Source organism: Pseudomonas sp. NBRC 111140, from assembly GCF_001320885.1.
Lineage (GTDB): Bacteria > Pseudomonadota > Gammaproteobacteria > Pseudomonadales > Pseudomonadaceae > Aquipseudomonas > Aquipseudomonas putida_P.
The window spans coordinates 21,525-44,273 of record NZ_BCBQ01000050.1 but is presented as its reverse complement, the minus strand read 5'-3'; the positions used below and the strand labels follow the sequence as shown (position 1 = coordinate 44,273).

21 protein-coding genes and 2 pseudogenes are annotated in these 22,749 nt (G+C 62.7%); 12 read left to right on the top strand and 11 right to left on the bottom strand.

The window, feature by feature from the left end; translation table 11 throughout:
• Both APH42_RS30170 and APH42_RS16895 read left to right on the top strand, forming a co-directional pair.
• A pseudogene (locus APH42_RS30170) lies at positions 1-326 on the top strand (insulinase family protein); the annotation flags it as partial.
• A 60-nt stretch (positions 327-386) separates the two neighbouring features.
• The gene (locus tag APH42_RS16895) at positions 387-1,379 is read left to right on the top strand and encodes a hydrolase (protein WP_012274666.1); all 993 of its coding nucleotides are present in this window, start codon (positions 387-389) and stop codon (positions 1,377-1,379) included.
• Between the two features lie 12 nt (positions 1,380-1,391).
• Here the strand turns inward: APH42_RS16895 and APH42_RS16890 are convergent, their stop codons facing one another.
• Both APH42_RS16890 and APH42_RS16885 read right to left on the bottom strand, forming a co-directional pair.
• A complete protein-coding gene (locus APH42_RS16890) occupies positions 1,392-2,246 on the bottom strand; it encodes a sulfurtransferase (protein WP_012274667.1) in 855 nt (284 codons plus the stop codon).
• A gap of 35 nt (positions 2,247-2,281) precedes the next feature.
• On the bottom strand, positions 2,282-2,947 hold the full coding sequence (locus tag APH42_RS16885; protein ID WP_060493828.1) for a TetR/AcrR family transcriptional regulator: 666 nt from the start codon (positions 2,945-2,947) through the stop codon (positions 2,282-2,284).
• A gap of 151 nt (positions 2,948-3,098) precedes the next feature.
• On the opposite strand from APH42_RS16885, the gene APH42_RS16880 reads away from it, so the two are divergent.
• From APH42_RS16880 to APH42_RS16860, 5 genes are all read left to right on the top strand, one after another.
• On the top strand, positions 3,099-4,529 hold the full coding sequence (locus APH42_RS16880) for a coniferyl aldehyde dehydrogenase (protein ID WP_060493827.1): 1,431 nt from the start codon (positions 3,099-3,101) through the stop codon (positions 4,527-4,529).
• A gap of 10 nt (positions 4,530-4,539) precedes the next feature.
• On the top strand, positions 4,540-5,025 hold the full coding sequence (locus tag APH42_RS16875; protein ID WP_060493826.1) for a hypothetical protein: 486 nt from the start codon (positions 4,540-4,542) through the stop codon (positions 5,023-5,025).
• A 20-nt stretch (positions 5,026-5,045) separates the two neighbouring features.
• Positions 5,046-6,644: a GMC family oxidoreductase gene (locus APH42_RS16870; protein ID WP_060493825.1), complete on the top strand. Its 1,599-nt coding sequence runs from the start codon at positions 5,046-5,048 to the stop codon at positions 6,642-6,644.
• Between the two features lie 112 nt (positions 6,645-6,756).
• On the top strand, positions 6,757-7,236 hold the full coding sequence (gene coaD / locus APH42_RS16865) for a pantetheine-phosphate adenylyltransferase (protein ID WP_012274672.1): 480 nt from the start codon (positions 6,757-6,759) through the stop codon (positions 7,234-7,236).
• A gap of 107 nt (positions 7,237-7,343) precedes the next feature.
• Complete coding sequence (locus APH42_RS16860; RefSeq protein ID WP_009683359.1) at positions 7,344-7,595, top strand: YfhL family 4Fe-4S dicluster ferredoxin; 252 nt, start codon at positions 7,344-7,346, stop codon at positions 7,593-7,595.
• A 148-nt stretch (positions 7,596-7,743) separates the two neighbouring features.
• Here APH42_RS16860 and mutM read toward each other — a convergent pair whose 3' ends face one another.
• Positions 7,744-8,556: a bifunctional DNA-formamidopyrimidine glycosylase/DNA-(apurinic or apyrimidinic site) lyase gene (mutM, locus tag APH42_RS16855; protein WP_012274673.1), complete on the bottom strand. Its 813-nt coding sequence runs from the start codon at positions 8,554-8,556 to the stop codon at positions 7,744-7,746.
• Between the two features lie 3 nt (positions 8,557-8,559).
• Positions 8,560-9,378 (bottom strand): HDOD domain-containing protein, encoded by an 819-nt coding sequence (locus APH42_RS16850; protein ID WP_171577246.1) that lies wholly within the window; start codon positions 9,376-9,378, stop codon positions 8,560-8,562.
• A gap of 182 nt (positions 9,379-9,560) precedes the next feature.
• Between APH42_RS16850 and APH42_RS16845 the strand changes: the two genes are divergently transcribed.
• Together APH42_RS16845 and ilvD are read left to right on the top strand one after the other, a co-directional pair.
• Positions 9,561-10,757: a class I SAM-dependent rRNA methyltransferase gene (locus APH42_RS16845; protein WP_012274675.1), complete on the top strand. Its 1,197-nt coding sequence runs from the start codon at positions 9,561-9,563 to the stop codon at positions 10,755-10,757.
• Positions 10,758-11,028: 271 nt separating this feature from the next.
• Complete coding sequence (gene ilvD / locus APH42_RS16840; protein ID WP_012274676.1) at positions 11,029-12,870, top strand: dihydroxy-acid dehydratase; 1,842 nt, start codon at positions 11,029-11,031, stop codon at positions 12,868-12,870.
• Between the two features lie 61 nt (positions 12,871-12,931).
• Here the strand turns inward: ilvD and APH42_RS16835 are convergent, their stop codons facing one another.
• From APH42_RS16835 to APH42_RS16820, 4 genes and pseudogenes are all read right to left on the bottom strand, one after another.
• The gene (locus APH42_RS16835; protein WP_060493824.1) at positions 12,932-14,020 is read right to left on the bottom strand and encodes a macro domain-containing protein; all 1,089 of its coding nucleotides are present in this window, start codon (positions 14,018-14,020) and stop codon (positions 12,932-12,934) included.
• Positions 14,020-14,514: pseudogene (locus APH42_RS16830) on the bottom strand (DUF4433 domain-containing protein); the annotation flags it as partial. The gene APH42_RS16835 and the pseudogene APH42_RS16830, both read right to left, overlap by 1 nt.
• Positions 14,511-14,960: a DarT ssDNA thymidine ADP-ribosyltransferase family protein gene (locus APH42_RS29270; RefSeq protein WP_256217835.1), complete on the bottom strand. Its 450-nt coding sequence runs from the start codon at positions 14,958-14,960 to the stop codon at positions 14,511-14,513. The pseudogene APH42_RS16830 and the gene APH42_RS29270, both read right to left, overlap by 4 nt.
• Before the next feature lie 60 nt (positions 14,961-15,020).
• On the bottom strand, positions 15,021-16,076 hold the full coding sequence (locus APH42_RS16820) for a phosphorylcholine phosphatase (protein WP_060493822.1): 1,056 nt from the start codon (positions 16,074-16,076) through the stop codon (positions 15,021-15,023).
• Positions 16,077-16,320: 244 nt separating this feature from the next.
• On the opposite strand from APH42_RS16820, the gene APH42_RS16815 reads away from it, so the two are divergent.
• Positions 16,321-17,712, top strand: coding sequence for an L-cystine transporter (locus tag APH42_RS16815; RefSeq protein ID WP_060493821.1), 1,392 nt, complete (start codon positions 16,321-16,323; stop codon positions 17,710-17,712).
• Positions 17,713-17,747: 35 nt separating this feature from the next.
• Here the strand turns inward: APH42_RS16815 and APH42_RS16810 are convergent, their stop codons facing one another.
• A complete protein-coding gene (locus tag APH42_RS16810) occupies positions 17,748-18,263 on the bottom strand; it encodes a dihydrofolate reductase (RefSeq protein ID WP_060493820.1) in 516 nt (171 codons plus the stop codon).
• Positions 18,264-18,317: 54 nt separating this feature from the next.
• Between APH42_RS16810 and APH42_RS16805 the strand changes: the two genes are divergently transcribed.
• Together APH42_RS16805 and APH42_RS16800 are read left to right on the top strand one after the other, a co-directional pair.
• Positions 18,318-19,709, top strand: coding sequence for a DUF2868 domain-containing protein (locus APH42_RS16805; protein WP_082421412.1), 1,392 nt, complete (start codon positions 18,318-18,320; stop codon positions 19,707-19,709).
• Complete coding sequence (locus tag APH42_RS16800) at positions 19,702-21,066, top strand: GTPase/DUF3482 domain-containing protein (RefSeq protein WP_060493819.1); 1,365 nt, start codon at positions 19,702-19,704, stop codon at positions 21,064-21,066. The genes APH42_RS16805 and APH42_RS16800 overlap by 8 nt, the downstream gene beginning before the upstream one ends.
• Positions 21,067-21,083: 17 nt before the next feature.
• Here the strand turns inward: APH42_RS16800 and APH42_RS16795 are convergent, their stop codons facing one another.
• Both APH42_RS16795 and APH42_RS16790 read right to left on the bottom strand, forming a co-directional pair.
• Entirely contained in the window at positions 21,084-21,632 is a 549-nt protein-coding gene (locus APH42_RS16795; protein WP_012274683.1) for a phosphonate degradation HD-domain oxygenase, read from the bottom strand.
• Positions 21,633-21,706: 74 nt separating this feature from the next.
• Complete coding sequence (locus tag APH42_RS16790; protein WP_060493818.1) at positions 21,707-22,732, bottom strand: putative 2-aminoethylphosphonate ABC transporter substrate-binding protein; 1,026 nt, start codon at positions 22,730-22,732, stop codon at positions 21,707-21,709.
• Positions 22,733-22,749 lie beyond the last annotated feature (17 nt).

The window sequence follows — 22,749 nt, the reverse complement described above, 5'->3', positions numbered from 1 at the left end:
GTTCTGCTCGTCTGGTTGAAGCCGTGCTAAGCGACTTCATCGAGCAAGGGCCAACCCAGGCCGAGCTGCAACTGGCACGGATAAAGTTGGCAGGGCAGTTATTGCGCGCTGTGGCGCAGAACGAGAGCATGGCAGCCTTGCTGACCGTCATAACCGATCAGCGCCAGCCCGCCGATCATCTCGACACCTACGTCGAACGTCTCCGCGCGCTGACACCGGCCGATGTCTGCGCCGTCATGCGGCGCAGGCTGCACCTGGCCGAAAAGGTACTGGTCAGTGTCGGCCCATCGGCCGACCAGCAGCCTCTGCCAGATCTCGACCAATAGCGCAGGTACTGTGGCGCTGTTTCATGGCACTCTAGGCAGGCACATCACGAGTCGCCCAGCATGCCCAGCCTCAGCGCCACCTTCCGTCCGGCCATCGGCCTGTCCAATCCCCACCTGCAAACGCTGTGGGGGCCACTGTGGCGCAAGCTGCCTGAACTACAGCGCAACCGCGAGCGGCTGTGGCTGGCCGACGGCGACTTCATCGACCTGGACTGGCACGGCCCGCACCAGCCCCATGCGCCACTGGTGCTCGTGCTGCATGGGTTGACCGGCTCGTCTCACTCGCCTTACGTGAAAGGCTTGCAGCAAGCGTTGCAAGGTCGCGGCTGGGCCAGCGTGGCGGTGAACTGGCGTGGTTGCTCAGGCGAGCCCAACCTGTTGCCGCGCAGCTACCATTCCGGCGCCAGCGAAGACCTGGCGGAAATCATCAGCCACCTGCGCGCCCAACGCCCGTTGGCACCGCTGTATGCGGTGGGTTACTCGCTGGGTGGCAACGTGCTGTTGAAATACCTGGGCGAGAGCGGCGTTGCCAGCCAACTGGAAGCCGCGGTTGCAGTGTCGGTGCCATTTCGCCTGGACCACTGCGCCGACCGTATCGGCCAGGGGTTCTCCAAGGTGTATCAGGCGCATTTCATGCGCGAGATGCGGGCCTATGTTCAGCTCAAGCAGCGGCACTTCCACGACCAGGGCCAGCATGAGCGACTGGCGGCACTGGAACGCCTGGGCCAACTGACCCACTTGCGCACATTCTGGGACTTCGACGGCAAAGTCACGGCACCGCTCAACGGCTTTCGCGACGCGCATGACTACTATCGCCGCTCATCGAGTCATTATTTCCTTGGCCAGAACCGCACGCCAACGCTGATCATCCATTCAAGCGACGACCCATTCGTGTCCGGCCATAGCCTGCCAACCGCCCGTGAACTGGCACCACAGAGCCGCTTCGAACTGCACAGCCGCGGTGGCCATGTGGGCTTTGTCGATGGCAGCCTGCGAAATCCGGGGTACTACCTGGAGCGGCGGATTCCGCAATGGTTGGTGGACGGCCAATAAAGCGTTGAGCGCTTACTCGCCGGTGGCTACACCATGCTTAGGATCATTGATCCACTCGCTCCACGACCCGGCGTACAGCTTGCCCAGCGGGTACCCCGCCAATGCCATCGCAAACAGGTTATGGCAAGCCGTTACCCCAGACCCGCAGTAAGACACCAACTGCTCCGGTGCCCGCCCAGCGAGCTTTTCGGCAAAGCGCTGCTTGAGCTGGTCCGCCGGCAAAAAGCGCCCATCAGCCCCCAGGTTGTCGGTAAACGCTGCGCACAGGGCCCCGGGAATATGCCCTGCCACCGGGTCGATCGGTTCCACCTCGCCGCGAAAACGCGGTAACGCACGCGCATCGATCAAGGTCAGGTCGGTACTGCCCAGGCGCTTGCCCAGGTGCTCGGCATCGATCAACAGTTTCGCGTCAGGTTCACCACTGAAGGTGCCTTCACGCTTGGGCGCAGGGTCCAGGCTCAGCGGCAGGTGCGCCGCATGCCAGGCCTTCAAGCCACCGTCGAGGATCGCCACACCACTGCGCTTGCCCAGCCAGGCCAGCAGCCACCACGCACGGGCAGCAAAAGCGCCAGGGCCGTCGTCGTACAGCACCACCTCGCTGTCATTGTCCAGCCCCCACTCACGCAGGCGCGCGACCAGCCGCTGCGCATCGGGCAAGGGGTGGCGCCCGGTACGCCCTTTGCTCACCGGCCCGCTGAGGTCGCGGTCCAGGTCGGCAAAATGCGCCCCGGCAATATGCCCCTGGGCATAGCTGCGTTGGCCATAGTCCACATCTTCGAGGGCAAAGCGGCAGTCGAGGATCACCAACTTGGGCGAGTCCAGACGCTCGGCCAACTGCTGCGGGGTGATCAATTGCGCAAGGGGCATGACAATCTCCTGATCGATGGCACTCGTGCCCTGGGCTAATGCTCCAGGGCCTGGTTGAACGGTACATGGAATTCCTGGCACAGCGCGTCCACGGCAGTGCGGGCGCTGTCAGTGACAAAGCCGAGTTCCAGCACCAGCACCTGATAAACGCCGCGCTTGAAGGCTTCTTCACCCAGGTGCGCGGAATGTTCACGCGTGGTGCTGAGAAAACGGACCCACGATGTCAGCACGATCCAGGCGTTGATGGTCAGCGATTCGATCTGCGCCGGCGCCATGGCCAGGATGCCCGCCTCGACGAAACCGCGGTAGATCGCCTGGCCCTGGCGCAGGCAACGCTCGGAAAAACGCCGATAACGGGCGGCCAGTTCGGCATCGCTGTCCAGCAGGTGCTCAAGGTCTCGGTGCAGGAAGCGGTAGTTCCACATCGCCGCCAGCAAGGCCTTGAGGTAGAAGCGCTTGTCCTCCACGGTGGCCGCGCGCCCTTGCGGCGGGCGCAGGAAGCTGTCCACCAGCGCTTCGTACTGGCTGAACAACAGGGCAATGATCGCCTGCTTGTTGGGGAAGTGGTAATACAGGTTGCCGGGCGAGATTTCCATGTGCGCGGCGATGTGGTTGGTACTGACGCTGCGTTCGCCCTGCAGGTTGAACAGCTCCAGGCTGTTCTGCACGATGCGCTCTCGGGTCTTCATGCGCGGGGCCATGCTCAGCTTCCAGTTCGCGGGCTTTCAATAAAGGGCCATCTTACGGCGATTCACCTCACGGGTGCACCGTTCTGTGCTGTGAAAATAGTCGCACCATGGTACGAATTAGAGTATAGGCTCTAGAGATTTCAAGCTCAGCCGGGAGACCGCCTTGACCTCGCCCATTGCCTTGCCTGCTGTGTATTCCGACACCACCCTCGACGCCACGTTCGCCGCCCAGCGCAAGGCCTTTGCCGGCAACCCCATGCCCCCTGCGGCGCAGCGGCGGCAGTGGCTGAAAAGCCTCTGCGAAGCGCTGCTTGTAGACCAACAGCAGTTGATCAAGGCGATCGATGCCGACTTCGGCGGGCGCAGTGCCGATGAGACCTTGCTGGCCGAGTTACTACCGTCGGTGCAAGGCATCCGCCACGCCGAACGCCACCTGCGGCGCTGGATGCGCCCGGCCAAGCGGGCTGTGGGCCTGGCGTTCCAACCGGCCAGCGCGCGGGTGCTCTACCAGCCCTTGGGCGTGGTTGGCATCATCGTGCCGTGGAACTACCCGTTGTTCCTCGCCATCGGCCCGCTGACCTGCGCCCTTGCCGCCGGCAACCGGGTCATGCTCAAGCTTAGCGAAGCGACCCCGGCCACTGGCCTGGCCCTTAAAGCACTGCTGCAACGGGTATTCCCCGAGGACCTGGTCAGCGTGGTCCTTGGCGAAGTCGAAGTGGGCCAGGCGTTCGCTCGCCTGCCCTTCGATCACCTGCTGTTCACCGGCGCCACCAGCATCGGCCGCCAGGTCATGCTGGCTGCCGCACAAAACTTGACGCCGGTGACCCTGGAACTGGGCGGCAAGTCTCCCGCCATCGTTTCGGCCAATGTACCGCTGGAGGTTGCCGCCGAGCGCATTGCCTTCGGCAAGACGCTCAACGCCGGCCAGACCTGCGTCGCCCCCGACTACGTGCTGGTGCCACGCGAGCGTCTGAACGATTTCGTCGATGCCTACCGCAACGTCGTAAGGCGCATGTACCCACGCATCGCCGACAACCCAGACTACAGCGCCATCATCAACCCACGGCAGCTCCAGCGCCTGGAGCATCTGCTGGATGATGCTCGCAGCAAGGGGGCGCAGGTGGTGGACCTGTACCCCGACGAACCGCGCCAAGGCCGACGCCTGCCGCCACACCTGCTGACCAAGGTGAACGACAGCATGCAGGTGATGCAGGATGAAATCTTCGGCCCGCTGCTGCCGCTGGTGCCTTATTCCACCCTCGATGACGCGCTCGCCTACATCAACCAGCGCCCGCGACCACTGGCGCTGTACTACTTCGGCTACGATCGCAGCGAACAGCAGCATGTCCTGCAGTACAGCCATTCCGGTGGTGTATGCCTGAACGACACCTTGTTGCACGTGGCGCAGGACGACCTGCCATTCGGCGGCATCGGCCCTTCAGGCATGGGCCATTACCACGGCCATGAAGGCTTCCTGACCTTCAGCAAAGCCAAGGCGGTACTGGCCAAACAACGCCTCAACGCCGCCCGGCTGATCTACCCGCCTTATGGCAAAGCCTTGCAGCGCCTGGTCTACAAGCTTTTCATCCGCTGAGGGCCAGCCTATGCAACGCCGCGACCTGCTGCGCTTGAGCCTTGGCGCCAGCGCCTTTCTGGCAAGCGCCAGCCTGATTGGCTGTAGCGCGCAAACAGCCGCGACCGGCTATCAAGCCCTGCGCGACGATGACCTGCCACTGCTGCGTGCGCTGATCCCTGTGGTACTGGCCGGTGCGCAAGCCACCGAGACGCTGGTGTTGCGTAGCCTCGACCACAAGCTGGCGGCGCTGTCGCCGGAAATGCTCAAGCTGACCCGGCAATTGTTCGACGTACTCAGCCTGCCGCTGACTCGCGGCCCGCTGACCGGTATCTGGGGCAGTTGGGGGCAAGCTGACCCCCGGCAGGTCACAGGCTTCCTGCAGCGCTGGCAGGACAGCTCGCTGAACCTGCTGCGCATGGGGCACGCCTCGTTGCTGCAACTGCTGCAGATGGCCTGGTACGAACGCCCCGAATCCTGGGCCGCCTGCGGTTACCCAGGGCCACCGAAAATCTGAAAACAACAAGAGCATCGCCAATGCCTGTACCCGACCCGTTTCGCCAAGGCCTCGAACGCGGCTGGATCACCCACGACGCCTCACGCCTGGAGCACGACCTGAGCCTGGAGGCCGACATTGCCGTGATCGGCAGTGGCGCCGGTGGTGCCACCAGCGCGCAGATGCTCAGTGCTGCCGGTTTCAAGGTACTGCTGATCGAAGAAGGCCCGCTGAAGACCAGCAGCGATTTCCACCTGCTGGAGAGCGAAGCCTACGCCAGCCTGTACCAGGAAGGCCTGGGGCGCATGAGCAAGGATGGCGCCATTACCATCCTGCAGGGCCGCGCCGTGGGCGGTACCACACTGGTGAACTGGACCTCGAGCTTTCGTACCCCGCCGCAAACCCTGACGCATTGGGCTTCGGCCCACGGCGTGAGCGGCTTGGGCGAGGAGGACCTGCGCCCCTGGTTCGAGCGCATGGAGCAGGAGCTGGGCATAACGCCCTGGGCTTTGCCGCCAAATGCCAATAATGACGTACTGCGCCGTGGCTGCGAACAGCTCGGCTACCGCTGGGCGGTGATCCCACGCAATGTGCGCGGTTGCTGGAACCTGGGCTACTGCGGCATGGGCTGCCCGGTAAACGCCAAGCAGTCGATGCTGGTAACCCGTATTCCTGCCACCCTCGAGCAAGGCGGTGAGCTGCTGTACCTGGCCCGGGCCGAGCGTTTCACGCACAACGGAGCGCGCATCCAGAGCCTGACCTGCCAGGCCCTGGACGCCCAAGGCATACAGCCCACCGGCAAGCAGGTCAGCGTGCGGGCACGCCATTACCTGCTCGCCGGGGGTGGCATCAACAGCCCGGCCCTGCTGCTGCGCTCTGCCGCGCCCGACCCGCATGGCCGCCTGGGCAAGCGCACCTTCCTGCACCTGGTCAACTTCAGCGCGGCACGCTTCAGCGAGCGTATCGACCCCTACTATGGCGCCCCGCAGTCGATCTACAGCGACCACTTCCAGTGGCAAGGCGGTGCGGACGGCCCGGTTGGCTACAAGCTGGAAGTACCGCCGCTGCACCCGGCCCTGGCCAGCACCCTGCTGGGCGGGTACGGCCACGAGAATGCCCAGCGCATGGCCGAGCTGCCGCATACCCATGTGATGCTGGCGCTGCTGCGCGACGGCTTTCACCCCGAAAGCCAAGGTGGGGCGGTGGAACTGCGCGGGGACGGCTCGCCCGTGCTCGATTACCCGGTCACCGACTACCTGCGTGACGGCTTGCGCCGGGCCTACCGCAGCATGGCTCAAGTCCAGTTCGCCGCTGGCGCCATCCAGGTAACCCCCGTGCACAGCGACGCCAGCGCCGCATCCAACCTGGAACAGGCCCTGGCCATGATCGATACGCTGCGCCTGGAGCCCTTCCGCACGCGCCTGGGCAGCGCCCACGTGATGGGAGGCTGTGCCCTCGGCGGCGACCCGCGCCAGGCGGTGTGCGACAGCCTGGGCCGTCATCACCAGCTGGAAAACCTGTCGATTCACGACGGCTCGCTGTTCCCCACCAGCATCGGTGCCAACCCACAGCTGTCGGTGTATGCCATCAGCGCCAAGCTCAGCGAAGCGCTGGTCGCCCGCCTGGCACACAGCGCATGACAACGAATACGCCCGCTGTCTATAGTGCCATCAGCCGGCCGCATGACTTGGCCGAGGCGCCGTCGCTGCGCTACCATCCGACTCCCCAACGCACTCCAGCCAGGATGACGCGATGAACCGAGTGTTGTACCCGGGTACTTTCGACCCCATTACCAAAGGCCATGGCGACCTGGTCGAGCGCGCCTCGCGCTTGTTCGACCACGTCATCATCGCGGTGGCGGCCAGCCCCAAGAAAAACCCGCTGTTCCCGCTGGAACAACGGGTGGCGCTCGCCCGTGAGGTCACCAAGCACCTGCCCAATGTCGAAGTCATCGGCTTTTCTTCCCTGTTGGCGCATTTCGCCAAGGAACAGGGCGCCAACGTCTTCCTGCGTGGCCTGCGTGCGGTGTCCGACTTCGAGTACGAGTTCCAGTTGGCGAACATGAACCGGCAACTGGCCCCCGATGTGGAGAGCCTGTTCCTGACGCCATCGGAACGTTATTCGTTCATCTCCTCGACCCTGGTCCGGGAAATTGCGGCGCTGGGCGGTGATATCACCAAGTTCGTCCACCCGGTGGTGGCCGACGCGCTGACTGAACGCTTCAAGAAGTAAGCCTGACGCCTGATTGTCGCGCCCGCGTGCACTGCGGGCGCGAATGCGGCACAATTGTGCCCATTGCGTTGAACATGCCCGGGCGAAGCGCCCCGGCCGGAGTCCCCATGTCCCTGATCATCACCGACGATTGCATCAACTGCGACGTCTGCGAACCCGAGTGCCCGAACGAGGCTATCTCCCAAGGCGAAGAGATCTACGTGATCGACCCTAACCTGTGCACCCAGTGCGTGGGCCACTACGACGAGCCGCAGTGCCAGCAGGTGTGCCCGGTCGACTGCATCCCACTGGATGAAGCGCACCCGGAAACCGAAGAACAGCTGATGGCCAAGTATCGCCGCATTACCGGCAAAGCCTGAGCCCCCTCAAGCCTGCCGGGTCCCTGTAGGAGCGGCCTTGTGTCGCGATGGGCCGCGCAGCGGCCCCGGCAATTTCTGCAGCAGAGCTGAAATTTTTGGGGGCGCTTCGCACCCCATCGCGACACAAGGCCGCTCCTACATGTAAGGCTTAGCGCTGGCAGCGCGGGCAGTACACGCTCGCCCGTTGCCCCAGCTTCACCTCGCGCAGCGCCGTGCCGCACACCTTGCACGGCTGCCCGCCCCGCCCGTAGACGAACAATTCCTGCTGGAAGTACCCCGGCTGCCCATCGCCACCGATAAAGTCGCGCAGGGTAGTACCGCCCTGCTCGATTGCCGCCGCCAGCACCCGCTTGATCTCGATCGCCAGCTTCAAATAGCGCGCGCGGGAAATCCCGCCCGCCTCCCGACGTGGGTCGATACCCGCAGCGAACAGTGCCTCGGTGGCGTAGATGTTGCCCACCCCCACCACCACCGCGTTGTCCATGATGAACGGTTTGACCGCCATCGATCGCCCGCGGGACAGCTGGAACAGGCGCTCACCGTCGAACAGGTCGGTCAGCGGCTCCGGCCCCAGGCGCAGCAGCAGTTCGTGGTTGAGCGGGTCCAGGCTCCACAACATGGCACCAAAGCGGCGCGGGTCGGTGTAGCGCAGCATCAGCCCCGACTCCAGCTCGATGTCGACGTGCTCATGCTTGGCCGCCGGCAAGCCCAACTCGACCAGACGCAGGTTGCCCGACATGCCCAGGTGGCTGATCAGCGTACCGACCTCGGCATTGATCAACAGGTACTTGGCGCGTCGTTCGACGCTGACGATACGCTGCCCTGACAGGCGCACATCGAGGTCTTCCGGAATCGGCCAGCGCAGGCGCCGGTCACGCACCACCACACGGCTGACGCGTTGGCCTTCCAGGTGCGGTGCGATACCGCGCCGGGTGGTTTCTACTTCTGGCAATTCCGGCATGTGTCAGTGCCCGCCCAGCTCGCGAATGTTCTGCTTGAGGTTTTCGAAATCGTATTCCGACAAGCCAATGTAATCGAGCACCAGTGGGCCGACCACATTCCATTCGTGGTCCACCGCCTGGTTGCCCAGTACCCGGTAGGACGCGCAAATGTGCTCGGCCATCTTCAGTACCGCCAGCAGGTTCTTCAGCTGGCTCTGGGTATTGCGCGAGGTGTCGTCGCGGAACACAGCCAGGGCGTTGTGGTGGTTGGCGATGGCCCCGCTGAGGTGCTCGGGCAAACGCCAGGACTTGGCGGTGAAATAGCCAACCACCGAATGGTTGGTGTTGAACGTGCGGTTTTCGGTGTCGACCACGCGCGTTGCTTCGTCGGCCTTGGCGTATGCCTCTTCCAGCACATCCATGTAATTGGGAAAGCGCTTGAGCATCAGCGGCACGCCACAATCATGGAACAAACCAAGGGTGTAGGCCTCGTCCGCTGCCTGGATACCGGTTCGCTTGGCCAGCGTCAGGCAGGTCATCGCCACATCCTGGGCGGTGTCCCAGAAGCGGTTGAGGGTAACGATGGTTTCGTCGCACATCTCGCCCTTGATCGACTGGGCGTTGATCAGGTTGATGATCGAACGGCTCCCTAGCAGGTTCACCGCGCGCTGGATCGAGCCAATCTTGTTGGACAGGCCGAAATGCGGGGAGTTGACCAGTTTGAGCAAGGCGCCAGAGAGGCCCGGGTCCTGGGAAATCAGCTTGGCGATGGTTTCCAGGTCCGGGTCAGGCATGTACTGCTCGAACTGCAGGTCGACCATGATCTGCGGTTGCGGCGGGATGGTGATGCCTTGCAAGGCTTGCTGGATCTGTTCGGCGCTGAGTTCTTGGGACATACGTGCACACTCGTTTAGGACGGGGGATTCTAACCCGGCAGGCGCAGCCTTGCCGCCCTTTGTCGAGGCCTGCACCGATCGAAAGGCCAACAGGTTATACTCCCGCTCTTTTTTCCCGGAGCGACGTCATGTCCCTGCCCAGCCTTCGCCTCAAAGCCAATGCCGACCGCCGCCTGCGCGCCGGCCACCTGTGGGTCTACAGCAACGAAGTCGATGTCAGCGCGACCCCACTGCAAGGCTTTCAGGCCGGTCAGCAGGCCATTCTCGAGGCCGCCAACGGCAAGCCGCTGGGCATCGTCGCGCTGAGCCCGAACAACCTGATCTGCGCCCGCCTGCTGTCGCGCGACATCAAGCTGCCGCTGGACAAGTCGCTGCTGGTCCACCGCCTGAACGTTGCCCTGTCGCTGCGCGAGCGCCTGTTCGACCAGCCGTGCTACCGCCTGGTCTATGGCGACTCCGACCTGCTGCCGGGCCTGGTGGTCGACCGCTTCTTCGATATCCTGGTGGTGCAATTGGCCTCGGCTACCATGGAAGCGCACAAGGACGACGTGATCGCCGCCCTGGTGCAGGTGCTCAAGCCCAGCGGCATCCTGTTCAAGAACGACTCCGCCGCGCGTGATGCCGAAGGCCTGCAGCGCTACGTCGAGACCGTCTACGGCGAAGTACCGGACTGGGTGCCGCTGGAAGAGAACGGCGTCAAGTTCGAAGCCCCGGTGCGCGAAGGCCAGAAAACCGGCTGGTTCTACGACCACCGCATGAACCGTGCGCGCCTGGCTCCGTACGTGAAAGGCAAGCGTGTACTCGACCTGTTCAGCTACATCGGTGGCTGGGGCGTGCAGGCCGGCGCCTTCGGCGCCAGCGAAGTGTTCTGCGTCGATGCTTCGGGGTTTGCCCTGGATGGCGTGGAGCGTAACGCCGCACTCAACGGCATCAGCGAGAAGCTGACCTGCATCGAAGGCGACGTGTTCGAAGCCCTGCGCGAGCTCAAGGCTGCCGAAGAACGCTTCGACGTGATCATTGCCGACCCACCCGCCTTCATCAAGCGCAAGAAGGACCTGAAAAACGGCGAAGCGGCCTACCGTCGCCTGAATGAACAGGCCATGCGCATGCTGAACAAGGACGGCATCCTCGTCAGCGCCTCGTGCTCGATGCACTTGCCCGAGGACGATCTGAACAACATCCTGCTGACCAGCGCCCGCCACCTGGACCGCAACCTGCAACTGCTCGAACGCGGCGGCCAGGGCCCGGACCACCCGGTGCACCCGGCCATCGCCGAAACCCGCTACATCAAGAGCATCACCTGCCGGTTGCTGCCCAACAGCTGATATCTGCTAAAAAGGGCCGCCCAGCGGCCCTTTCCTGCCGCAATCCCCCCGCCAACCATCCACATGCGCATTCCCTCGCCGCGCCAGCGGTGTAGAATCGGCCTATTCATCGCCAGTCATCCCCGGCGGGTTTATGAGCTCTGGCCAAGCACGCGGCGATCCCGCGCGGTCTTCGGCCCCATCCGTGCCAGTGGCAACCGGCCTGCGGCGCAAAGGACAAGAGAAGCTCACTCCCCTATTTGTGACCTGATTAAGCCGCCAGGAGTGTTTCATGCCTGATTATCGTTCCAAGACTTCCACCCAAGGCCGCAACATGGCCGGCGCCCGTGCCCTGTGGCGCGCCACCGGGATGAAGGACGAAGACTTCAAGAAACCGATCATCGCCATCGCCAACTCGTTCACCCAGTTCGTCCCGGGCCACGTGCACCTGAAGGACCTGGGCCAGCTGGTTGCCCGCGAAATCGAACGCGCCGGTGGCGTGGCCAAGGAATTCAACACCATCGCGGTCGATGACGGCATCGCCATGGGCCACGACGGCATGCTGTACTCGCTGCCAAGCCGCGAGATCATTGCCGACGCCGTGGAATACATGGTCAACGCCCACTGCGCCGACGCCATCGTCTGTATCTCCAACTGCGACAAGATCACCCCTGGCATGCTGATGGCCGCCCTGCGCCTGAACATCCCGGTGATCTTCGTGTCCGGTGGCCCGATGGAAGCCGGCAAGACCAAGCTGGCCAGCCACGGCCTGGACCTGGTCGATGCCATGGTGATCGCTGCCGACTCCTCGGCTTCCGATGAAAAAGTCGCCGAATACGAGCGCAGCGCCTGCCCGACCTGCGGTTCGTGCTCCGGCATGTTCACCGCCAACTCGATGAACTGCCTGACCGAAGCCCTGGGCCTGGCCCTGCCGGGCAACGGCTCGACCCTGGCCACCCACGCCGACCGCGAGCAGCTGTTCCTCACCGCCGGCCGCACCATCGTCGAGCTGTGCAAACGCTACTACGGCGAGAACGACGAGTCGGTACTGCCACGCAGCATCGCCAACTTCAAGGCGTTCGAAAACGCCATGATGCTCGACATCGCCATGGGCGGTTCGACCAACACCATCCTGCACCTGCTGGCCGCAGCCCAGGAAGGCGAAGTCGAATTCGATCTGCGTGACATCGATCGCCTGTCGCGCAAAGTGCCGCAGCTGTGCAAAGTGGCGCCGAACATCCAGAAGTACCACATGGAAGACGTGCACCGCGCCGGCGGCATCTTCAGCATCCTCGGTTCGCTGGCCCGTGGCGGCCTGCTGCACACCGACCTGCCGACCGTGCACAGCCGCAGCATGGAAGAAGCCATCGCCAAATGGGACATCACCCAGACCGATGACGAAGCCGTGCACACCTTCTTCAAGGCCGGCCCTGCCGGTATCCCGACGCAGACCGCGTTCAGCCAGTCGACCCGTTGGGAAACCCTCGACGACGACCGTGAAAACGGCTGCATCCGCAGCTTCGAGCACGCCTACTCGCAAGAGGGCGGCCTGGCCGTGCTGTACGGCAACATCGCCCTGGATGGCTGCGTGGTGAAAACCGCTGGCGTGGACGAATCGATCCACGTATTCGAAGGCAATGCCAAGATCTTCGAGAGCCAGGACAGCGCGGTGCGCGGCATCCTCGCCGACGAGGTGAAGGCGGGCGACATCGTGATCATCCGCTACGAAGGCCCAAAAGGCGGCCCGGGCATGCAGGAAATGCTGTACCCGACCTCGTACCTGAAGTCCAAAGGCCTGGGCAAGGCTTGCGCCCTGCTCACCGACGGCCGCTTCTCGGGCGGCACCTCGGGCCTGTCGATCGGCCACGCCTCGCCGGAAGCCGCTGCTGGCGGCGCCATCGGCCTGGTGCGCGACGGCGACAAGGTGTTGATCGACATCCCCAACCGTTCGATCAACCTGCTGGTCAGCGATGAAGAACTGGCCGAGCGCCGCGTCGAACAGGACAAGAAGGGCTGGAAGCCTGCGGAAGTACGCCCACGCAAGGTGACCACCGCGCTGAAGGCCTATGCCCTGCTGGCGACCAGTGCCGACAAGGGTGCTGTGCGTAACAAGGCGATGCTGGAAGGGCTCTGAAGCTCTGGCTGCATAAAAACCGGCGCCTTGAGCGCCGGTTCTTTTTATTGCTCATTGACGGTCAATGAAGCGAGGTGACGGGGTCCGTTTGAAACATTGACAGCTTTTGGAGAGCGATTCCAAGTGACTCGTCATCGAACAATTTGCTTTTTCGAGCAGCGGCACCTGCCCCTCCAGACCAACTTTTCAGATGTTCGCGAATTGCGCGAATCGTCGGCTCAACACCCTCTTCATGTAATAGCCAATCAACGGTGGCCAGTAGCTCCATACCAAACGGAGACTCGAAACCATCAATCAATTCGGCAGTGAACTCCAACGCCGGCAAATAGGCCTTGGCTTCACTGTTCAAATACGCCTGTACAAATGACTTGCGCCCCTCATCAAACCAGATCACGTCCAGAGGGCCTGCATCGCTGATCCGCTTTCCGCAGTGCAAATAGCTGCCATCCAGATTATCTAGCAGATGTTCAAGCCGGTTGGCGTAAGGACCATACTTATGAGCGACAAACTTCAACTCCAATGGGTTGGAACCTGGCGTGAACCGCTCGATTGATCGCTCCAGAAACCAGGCAAGCTTCTGGACTTCGAGCAAGCTGCACTCCATTCCCAGCACCCAGTAGCGGCGCACCAGCTCTGCGATCAAGGCTCGAGCCGGGGTTAAATTCTCAACACCACTGCGCTTGGAAACGTTCTGATAATTTGCCGTAGGCTCGAAAACGAGAATATCCGCATCCAGATCACCTAGAACACTCTCAATCTGTTCTCGTACAGCAGCCCAAGGCAACCCTCCGTTGCCAGCGCCAAGTGGCGGGACTGCAATCGATGCTACTTGGTTCTCGAGGATGAAGTTCCGCAAATCATGGAGACCATCGACGATCCAGCCAATTTGCGAAGGTGAGCGCCAATGCCGCTTGGTGGGAAAATTCACAATCCAGCGCGGACCATCCAGCTCACGCACCTCAGTAACAAACATCTTCCCGGTAACGACTTCTTTCGCTTTGCAGGCAGCAGCATACAGGCGATAGTTTTCGGCAAAACGCTCCTTGAACATCAGCGCAATGCCTTTCCCCATCACCCCTACTGTGTTGACTGTATTAACCAGCGCTTCGGCTTTTGCCTCCAGCAGGTTACCTTGCATAAAGCGAATCATCAGAAGTACCACCCAGGGCGAGCATATACGGCAAGATTCAGCTGACGTTGCTGAACCTCCTTGTCGATACGACGCTTCAAAGCTTCGTTGTAGCAGACTATTCCCAGAAGGCCAGCGACCGGGACATGTCCATGGATAAGGGCCTCAGCCTGATAGCGCTCGATTTTTCGGGGGTCATCAGGGTCACGCTTGAAGTCCCTGCGCTGCAAAACCTCCCAATCTATTTTGTCGAGCTGCGTAAGGTCGCTGTAGTAACCGGCCCAATGCGGGTAGGCATGTGCGTCCGTGAAGATAAACCGCAGACCCAGCGACTGCGCATGGTACAGGCTGGAGACAAGAATCACGATCTCTTCATTCCGCCGCTGAGAAACGCCCCACCCCGAATGGATGTTCTTCATCATCACGGAGAATGGGGTGAAGTAAAACGGCACATAATCTGCCAGCGTCCCATTGGGCTCTATGGGCACGTGGCGTTGCGCTCGCTTGCTGATCAGTGTTTGCACAAAGGATCACGATACTCTCGTCGCTCCATCATGTCCCAGTCAATCGCTCCAATCCCTGCGTCATAGTCCAGTAACTCAGGAGCACCACCGGCCAATGGATGCTTTGGTATCACCCGCCAGTTGGACTGCCGAGCGTGGCTTCGGGCCACGGCAATCAACACAAAACGCTCGCCCGGTCGGTCCTGATGCACTCTGCCATCGAAGGGGTTTTTCGCAAACCAGTGAAATGGCACAAACTGTTCCAGGGCCTCTCCCCGCCGGCCTTCGATAATTTCAGGATCAGCGATATCGGTGAAACCCGCATCCAGATGGGCTCTTGGAAGCAAGCCCCTTCGTACGATGGAAGGGACATTGTCGATACTTGTTAGGTGGTAGATGAACTGCTGATCTCGAATAGCCACTGGCAACCTCTGGCAAAAATGATATCCATATGCCATCAAACATAGTCATTGGATCCACATCTGCCAGGGCGCAGCCGGCTCAAATAAACCTAACCCTTACTGAATTTGCTCCGGCGTCACGATCACCCAGTTCTTGTCCGCCGTCACCGGCAACCCTTCCTTGGCCTGCGCCGCCGCATTCTTCGCAATCATCCCGTTCAGTTGGTCCATGTACTTGGCCTTGCGGTTTATCCACAAGTGGATGCCACCTTTGCCCACATCCACCCCGTGAAACTGCATGTAGCCATCGCTGGTCGGCGTGTCGCCGCCCACCAGCACCGGTTTCTTCCATTCATCGATATAGGTCAGGATCGCCGCCTGCTTGCCCGCCATCCAGGTGGCCGGGGTCCACAGGTAGGGCGTCAGCTCCAGGCCCTCGTTAGCCTTGGCATCGTAGTGCCCGGCGCCGATCTGCTTGCGCGCGGTGGTCAGTTGGCCGCTGGCGCGGTCCTTGAGCAGCAGGCTGACGCCAATCACGTTCTGCGGTTTCACGTTGTAACCGTACTTGGGGTCCGAGGCGACCATGCGCACCAGCTCTTCGGAGGCCGCCGAAATCACGTACACCTCGATGCCGTTCTCCATCAACTTGTTGTACAGCTCGGCCTGGCCCTTGAACACCTTGGGCGGCTGCACCTCGATGGCCTTGACCTGGTCGCCTTCGTAATACGTGCTGGGGATTGGCTTGCTGGAGGCCATCAGCTCATCCACCTGCACCTTCAATTCCTTCAGGGTAAAACCGGAGAACACCTGGGCCACCCACGGGTAGCAGACCATGTCGTCGACTTCACACAGGCGGTAGTAGTAGCTGAACAGGCTTTCCTTGTGCTCGGCGGTGTCCTTGAATGGCATCAGCTTCAACGACGGGTCGAGCTTCTCGCGGCTCAGCAGGCCCTTGTTTTCCATGAACGGCAGCAAGGCTTCTTCCAGGTCATAGCGGTAACTGGTGTTGTCCATGTCGAACACCGCGTAGTTACCCTTGTTGGCATTGGCGGCGATCATGCTGTCGAGCTGCTTGGCGGCCTCGGCAGGCCAGTGCTTGAGCTCGGTGGCGAAGGTTTCGATACTGAACAGCAGGGACAGGCCGAGGGCCACGGCTTTCGGGGCGCGCTTCATGTACGAATCTCCTGAAATGACCCAGAAACGCTAGTGCAACAATCCCTAACGACAACCCTCGATAACGACCTCCAGACAGCTGCAAACGCCGTGTTCATTGCAATCCGCGACACGCCGTTATTCCATAAACGACTATGCACATTCCATTTGGGTATAAATTCGTTTGTTTTCAGGCTGTTAGCATTTCCGTTCGCAATCGCTCACAAGAGGCGATGCTTCCTTTGCTTTTTATGCTGGAGCTTCAATGAACCTGCCGCTGTCTCTTAACCTGCTGGCGTTCCTGGCCCTGTTGCTGGGCCTGGCACAAACCCGCCGCACCGACTGGAGCCTGGCCAAGAAAGTATTGCTGGGCCTGGTGCTGGGCGTAGTCTTCGGCCTCGTGTTGCACACGATCTATGGCGCGGGCCATCCCGTGCTCAAGGCCACCATCGCCTGGCTTGACCTGGTCGGCAACGGCTACGTCGGCCTGCTGCAGATGATCGTCATGCCGCTGATCTTCGCCTCGATCCTAAGCGCCGTGGCACGCCTGCACAATGCTTCTTCGCTGGGCCGCATCAGCGTGCTGAGCATCGGCACCCTGCTGCTGACCACCGCCATTGCCGCGCTGATCGGCATCGTGCTGACCAACCTGTTCGGCCTCAGCGCCGAGGGCCTGGTGGCCGGTGCCCAGGAAAGCGCACGCATGCAAGTTATCCACAGCGACTATGCCGGCAAGGTCGCCGACCTCAACATCCCGCAACTGCTGCTGTCGTTCATCCCCAGCAACCCGGTGGGTGACCTGGCGCGTGCAAAGCCGACTTCGATCATCAGCGTGGTGATCTTCGCCGTGTTCATCGGCTTGGCGGCGCTACAACTGATCAAGGACGATGCCGAGAAGGGCGAACGCGCGCTGTCGGCCATCGATACCCTGCAGGCCTGGGTGATGCGCCTGGTGCGGGTGGTGATGAAGCTGACCCCGTATGGCGTGCTGGCGTTGATGACCAAGGTGGTGGCCAGCTCCAACATGGAAGACATCCTCAAGCTGGGCAGCTTCGTGGTGGTGTCGTACCTAGGCCTGGCGCTGATGTTCGTGGTACACGGCATCATCCTCGCCGCCACTGGCGTGAGCCCACTGCGCTTCTTCCGCAAGGTGTGGCCAGTACTGACCTTCGCCTTTACCAGCCGCTCCAGCGCCGCCAGCATTCCGCTGAACATCGAAGCGCAAACCCGCCGCCTGGGTGTGCCGCAGTCGATCGCCAGCTTCAGCGCATCGTTCGGCACCACCATTGGCCAGAACGGCTGCGCCGGCCTCTATCCCGCCATGCTGGCGGTGATGGTGGCGCCAGCGGTGGGCATCGATACCTTCGACCCGCTGTGGATCGCCACCTTGGTGGCCATTGTCACGTTGAGTTCGGCAGGGGTTGCCGGCGTGGGCGGCGGTGCCACCTTCGCCGCGCTGATCGTGCTGCCGGCCATGGGCTTGCCGGTGGAACTGGTGGCATTGCTGATTTCGGTGGAGCCGCTGATCGACATGGGGCGTACGGCGTTGAACGTGAATGGTTCGATGACGGCCGGCGTGGTGACCAGCCAGCTGTTGAAAGAGACCGACAAGGATGTGCTGGCGGGCGATGAGCATGCCGAACTGAGCCATACCTGACAGTTTGCCGGGGGCGCAACGCGCCCCCGGCAATTTCAAACCTTGTCCCAAACCTCGAAGTGATAAACCGGCTTGCCTTCCTCAGCCTGTGCCTCGCTCGACACCCGCTTCCACTGCCCCTGATCGAACTCCGGGAACCAGGCATCCCCTTCCGGCGCCATTTCCACCCGCGTCAGGTACATGCGGCTGACCAGCCCTTTCTCCAGCGCCTGGCCATACAACTGCGCCCCGCCAATCAGCATCAGTTCCTCAACGCCCTGCTCGCGCGCCCACTGTTCGGCCCGCACCAGCGCTTCTTCAAGCGAGGCGAACACCTCGGCACCCACCAGTTCAAGCCCAGCCTGGCGGCTGACCACGATATTCAACCGCCCAGGCAGCGGCCGGCCCAGCGAATCCCAGGTCTTGCGCCCCATGATGATCGGCTTGCCCAGGGTGGTGGCCTTGAAGTACCTGAAGTCCCCCGGCAAATGCCAGGGCATGGAGTTGTCGATGCCGATCACGCGGTTCTCGGCGTAAGCCGCGATCAGGCTGAGGGGGAGTGATGTATTCATGCCAGCGAGGATAGCACCGGGCGTGTGGGTTATGCTTCTGCCTTGACCTGTGCAATGGAAGACCTTGTGACTGCACCCACGCCACTGGACAAGCGCTGGCTCACCGAAGCGGTACGCCTGCGCGAGGAACACGCCGGCCTGCTGGATGACCAGGAAGCCAACCGCCATGTTCGCCAGCTCGGCGGCGACCTGGCGACGCGCATCGAAAATCGGGCGCTGTTTCTGGCCGAACGCGACGGCATGAGCGCCGCCCTGCGCCACTGGAAGCAAGGCGCGCGCCTGGCGCTGCTGGCCTTGCTGCTGATGGCCGTGCTCAGCGGTGCCGGCCTGGCATTGGCCGCCCTGGGCGACGGGCAGCGACCGGTTAACGTATTCTGGGCCTTGGGCAGCCTGCTTGGGCTGAACCTGTTGATGTTGCTGGGCTGGGCCATCGGTTTTGCCCTGAGCGGCGAACATGGCGCGGGGCTGGGCCGCTTGTGGCTGTGGTTGAGCGAACGCTTCGCCCGCGATGCCAAGGCCGCGCACCTGGCGCCGGCGTTGCTGGTGCTGCTGCAGCGCCAGCGCCTCAACCGCTGGCTGCTCGGCCTGTTGGTGCATGGCCTATGGCTGCTGGCGATGCTCACCGCCCTGGGCATGCTGCTGGCCTTGCTGGCCACCCGGCGCTACGGCTTTGTCTGGGAAACCACCCTGCTTGCCGCCGACCCGTTCATTCACCTGACCCAGGCGCTGGGCGCCCTGCCCTCGTTGCTGGGCTTCGCCGTGCCCGATGAGGCCATGATTCGCGCCAGCGGCGACAGCCAGCCTGCCCTGGAGCTGGCACGCCAGGCTTGGGCCAGTTGGCTGCTCGGCGTGGTGTTGGTGTATGGCCTGCTGCCGCGCCTGCTGCTGGCCGGGTTGTGCCTGTGGCGCTGGCGCCAGGGCCGCGAACGCCTGGCGCTGGACCTGAGCCTGCCCGGCTATGCGCAGTTGCGTGAAGCACTGATGCCGCGTAGCGAGCGAATCGGCGTACAGGACGCCGCCCCCGAAGCCTTGCCGCAATTTGCCGCAGGCCAGTTGGAAAGCGGTAGCAGCGGTGCCCTGCTGGTCGGCCTGGAGCTGGACGACCAGCGCCCCTGGCCACCCGCCCTGCCGAAAAACGTGATCGATGCCGGCGTGCTCGACAGCCGTGAATCGCGCAACCGCCTGCTCGAGCAACTCAGCCGCTTCCCCCCGGCACGCCTCGCCATTGCCTGCGACCCACGCCGCTCACCCGACCGCGGCAGCCTGGCGTTGCTTGCAGAACTGGCGCGCAATGCCGGCGCAACGCGCATCTGGCTGCTCCAGGCCGCCCCCGGCCAGGCCCTGGATGCTCAGCGCCTGGGCGACTGGCACGAAGCCCTCGACCGCCTTGGCCTGGCACACGCCGACACCTCGCCTTTGACCTGGCTGGAGCATGGCCATGACTAAGCCACTTAAACTGGCCGTGGTCGGCCACACCAACGTCGGCAAGACTTCGTTGCTGCGCACCCTGACCCGCGACGTGGGCTTTGGTGAGGTATCCCATCGCCCCAGCACCACTCGCCATGTCGAGGGTGCGCGGCTGTCGGTGGACGGCGAACCCTTGCTGGAGCTGTACGACACCCCAGGCCTGGAAGATGCCATCGCCCTGCTCGACTACCTCGAACGCTTGGAGCGCCCCGGCGAGCGTCTGGACGGCCCGGCCCGCCTGGAGCGTTTTCTGCAGGGCAGCGAAGCGCGCCAGCGTTTCGAGCAAGAAGCCAAAGTGCTGCGTCAACTGCAGGCCAGCAATGCCGGCCTGTATGTGATCGATGCGCGCGAGCCGGTGCTGGCCAAATACCGCGACGAACTGGAAGTACTCGCCAGCTGCGGCAAGCCGTTGCTGCCGGTGCTCAACTTCGTCGCCAGCCACCAGCACCGCGAGCCGCAATGGCGTGAAGCCCTTGCCCGGCTTGGCCTTCACGCGTTGGTGCGGTTCGACAGCGTGGCCCCGCCCGAGGATGGCGAGCGCCGTTTGTACGAGAGCCTTGCCCTACTGCTGGAGGACGCCCGCCCAGCCCTGCAGCGGCTGATCGACGACCAGCAAGCGCAACGCCTGGCCCGCCGGCACAGTGGCAAGCGGCTGATTGCCGAACTGCTGCTGGACTGCGCCGCCTGCCGGCGCAGCGTCGAAGCCGAACCGGCGGCCGAAGCCCGGGCGATGGAAGCCCTGCGTCAAGACATACGCCAACGTGAGCAACGTTGCGTTGAAGCCTTGCTCAAGCTGTACGCATTCCGCCGCGAGGATGCCCATGCCAGCGACCTGCCGTTGCTCGATGGCCGCTGGGGCGATGACCTGTTCAACCCCGAAACCCTGAAGTTGCTGGGCGTGCGCCTGGGCAGCGGTGTGGCAGCGGGTGCGGCAGCGGGCGCTGGGGTGGATCTACTGGTCGGCGGCCTTACCTTGGGTGCGGCGGCGTTGGCTGGGGCGATTGCCGGCGGCGCGCTGCAGACGGCGCGCAACTATGGTTCACGGTTGATGGGCAAGCTCAAGGGCAAGCGCGAGCTGACCGTGGACGATACCGTGTTGCGCTTGCTGGCTTTGCGTCAGCAGCAGTTGATGATGGCGCTGGAGAGCCGCGGGCATGCGGCACAGGACAGTATTCGTCTGGGTGAGGTGGATGAGAAAGCCTGGCGCGAGGGCAAGTTGCCGGAGGCACTGGTGAAAGCACGAGCGCACCCCCAGTGGTCCACGCTCAATCCTGGGGCGAAGTTGAACCAGGCTGAACGGCAAGAACAGCTTGAGGCGCTGGTTACTCAGATCTGAGTAACCGTGCCCATCTTTCAAAGAAGTGCCAGCGCCTTCTGCTTCAATCCCTCCAGATCAACCACTGGCATTCCAATTTCCTTGGCCATTTCATCCCATTCCCGCATCCGCAGGCTGACCTCGAACAGCGGATCCCGCTCGAACGCATCCGCCTCGGCCTCGCTCATCATGCCGCCCTGATACTCCAGGGTCCGCCTGCTCGCTTCACTCAACCGTTGGTAATACCCCGCTTGCCGCAAAGTCAGGTAACGCTTGGCCTCCACGTGATACTGCACCAGCCGCGCCATGCGCTCGCCAAAACCACAACGGCGCAAATATTCGGCGCCGATGCGTTCATGGCTGACCACGCCGTAACCGCCCATGCTGGCGTCACCACCACACAGATGGCCGATGTCGTGGAAGAACGCCGCCAGCACCACTTCATCGTCGAAGCCTTCGGCCATGGCCAGTTGCGCGGCTTGGGACATGTGCTCGAGCTGGGTGATGGCTTCGCCGATGTAGTCGTCGCTGCCATGGCGCGCGTACAGGGCAAAGGTGCTATCGATGATCTGGGCTGGAGTAGGCATCGGTATCTAGTAGTCCTGGCTTGATAGCGGCGGTGACCTCTTCGCGGGCGTGCCCGCAAAGAGGCCGGTACAGGTTACTGCTGGGCCACCTTCTCCGACTTGCCGTCATAGCGCTTGCGCCATTCGGTCAGGATTTCATCCCGGTTTTTCGAAGCCCAGGCAAAGTCGTTCTTGATCAGGCGCTGCTCATAGTCTGCCGGCAACTCGGTCTGCGGCTTGGCAATGCCTGACGCGGCCAGCACGGCGAAGTTTTCCTTGTACAGCTCCATGGCCGCCGGGCTTGCCGAGAAATCAGCCAGGCGCTTGGCCGCATTCGCCTTGGGCGAGCCCTTGATCACTGCAGTCGCCTCGATCTCCCAACCCAGGCCTTCCTTCGGCAGCACGATGTCCAGGGGTGCGCCCTGGCGCTTGAGCTGCACGGCCGGGTATTCGAACGAAATACCGATCGGGAACTCGCCTGCCGCTGCCAGCTTGCACGGTTTGGAGCCGGAATGAACGTACTGGCCGATGTTCTGGTGCAGCGCGTCCATGTAGGCCCAGCCTTGCGGTTCACCGAAGGTCTGCAACCAGGCACTCACGTCAAGGAAACCGGTGCCGGACGAGGCCGGGTTGGGCATGACGATCTTGCCCTTGTACTCGGGCTTGGTCAGGTCCTGCCAGCTAACCGGTTTGCTCAGGCCCTGCTTCTCGGCCTCGATGGTATTGAAGCAGATGGTCGCAGCCCACACATCCATGCCCACCCAAGCCGGTGGGTTGGCAGCGTCCCGGTAGTTGCCGGAGATCTTGCCCAGGTCTTTCGGTGCATAGGCTTCAAGCATGCCGTTCTGGTCGAGAATCGCCAGGCTGGACGCCGCCAGGCCCCAAACCGCGTCGGCTTGCGGGCGGTCTTTCTCGGCCAGCAGCTTGGCGGTGATGATGCCGGTGGAATCACGCACCCACTTTATCTCGATATCCGGGTTGGCTTTTTCGAAGGCTTGTTTGTAGCTCTTCAATTGCTCGGCTTCCAGCGCGGTGTAGACCGTCAGCTGGGTATTGGCGGCCGAAGCCTGCAGGCTGAACACGGCGCAAACAGCAGCGGCAAGTGCAAGGTGCTTGTACATGGGTAGGTTCCTTACAG

Coding starts and splice junctions, on each gene's coding strand:
- APH42_RS16805 (WP_082421412.1), top strand. CDS start 18,318: ATGGAAGACCTTGTGACTGCACCCACGCCACTGGACAAGCGCTGGCTC.
- APH42_RS16895 (WP_012274666.1), top strand. CDS start 387: ATGCCCAGCCTCAGCGCCACCTTCCGTCCGGCCATCGGCCTGTCCAAT.
- APH42_RS16885 (WP_060493828.1), bottom strand. CDS start 2,947: ATGGCCCCGCGCATGAAGACCCGAGAGCGCATCGTGCAGAACAGCCTG.
- APH42_RS16790 (WP_060493818.1), bottom strand. CDS start 22,732: ATGTACAAGCACCTTGCACTTGCCGCTGCTGTTTGCGCCGTGTTCAGC.
- APH42_RS16875 (WP_060493826.1), top strand. CDS start 4,540: ATGCAACGCCGCGACCTGCTGCGCTTGAGCCTTGGCGCCAGCGCCTTT.
- APH42_RS16890 (WP_012274667.1), bottom strand. CDS start 2,246: ATGCCCCTTGCGCAATTGATCACCCCGCAGCAGTTGGCCGAGCGTCTG.
- mutM (WP_012274673.1), bottom strand. CDS start 8,556: ATGCCGGAATTGCCAGAAGTAGAAACCACCCGGCGCGGTATCGCACCG.
- APH42_RS16800 (WP_060493819.1), top strand. CDS start 19,702: ATGACTAAGCCACTTAAACTGGCCGTGGTCGGCCACACCAACGTCGGC.
- coaD (WP_012274672.1), top strand. CDS start 6,757: ATGAACCGAGTGTTGTACCCGGGTACTTTCGACCCCATTACCAAAGGC.
- APH42_RS16870 (WP_060493825.1), top strand. CDS start 5,046: ATGCCTGTACCCGACCCGTTTCGCCAAGGCCTCGAACGCGGCTGGATC.
- ilvD (WP_012274676.1), top strand. CDS start 11,029: ATGCCTGATTATCGTTCCAAGACTTCCACCCAAGGCCGCAACATGGCC.
- APH42_RS16820 (WP_060493822.1), bottom strand. CDS start 16,076: ATGAAGCGCGCCCCGAAAGCCGTGGCCCTCGGCCTGTCCCTGCTGTTC.
- APH42_RS16845 (WP_012274675.1), top strand. CDS start 9,561: ATGTCCCTGCCCAGCCTTCGCCTCAAAGCCAATGCCGACCGCCGCCTG.
- APH42_RS16810 (WP_060493820.1), bottom strand. CDS start 18,263: ATGAATACATCACTCCCCCTCAGCCTGATCGCGGCTTACGCCGAGAAC.
- APH42_RS16795 (WP_012274683.1), bottom strand. CDS start 21,632: ATGCCTACTCCAGCCCAGATCATCGATAGCACCTTTGCCCTGTACGCG.
- APH42_RS16860 (WP_009683359.1), top strand. CDS start 7,344: ATGTCCCTGATCATCACCGACGATTGCATCAACTGCGACGTCTGCGAA.
- APH42_RS29270 (WP_256217835.1), bottom strand. CDS start 14,960: ATGGCATATGGATATCATTTTTGCCAGAGGTTGCCAGTGGCTATTCGA.
- APH42_RS16835 (WP_060493824.1), bottom strand. CDS start 14,020: ATGATTCGCTTTATGCAAGGTAACCTGCTGGAGGCAAAAGCCGAAGCG.
- APH42_RS16815 (WP_060493821.1), top strand. CDS start 16,321: ATGAACCTGCCGCTGTCTCTTAACCTGCTGGCGTTCCTGGCCCTGTTG.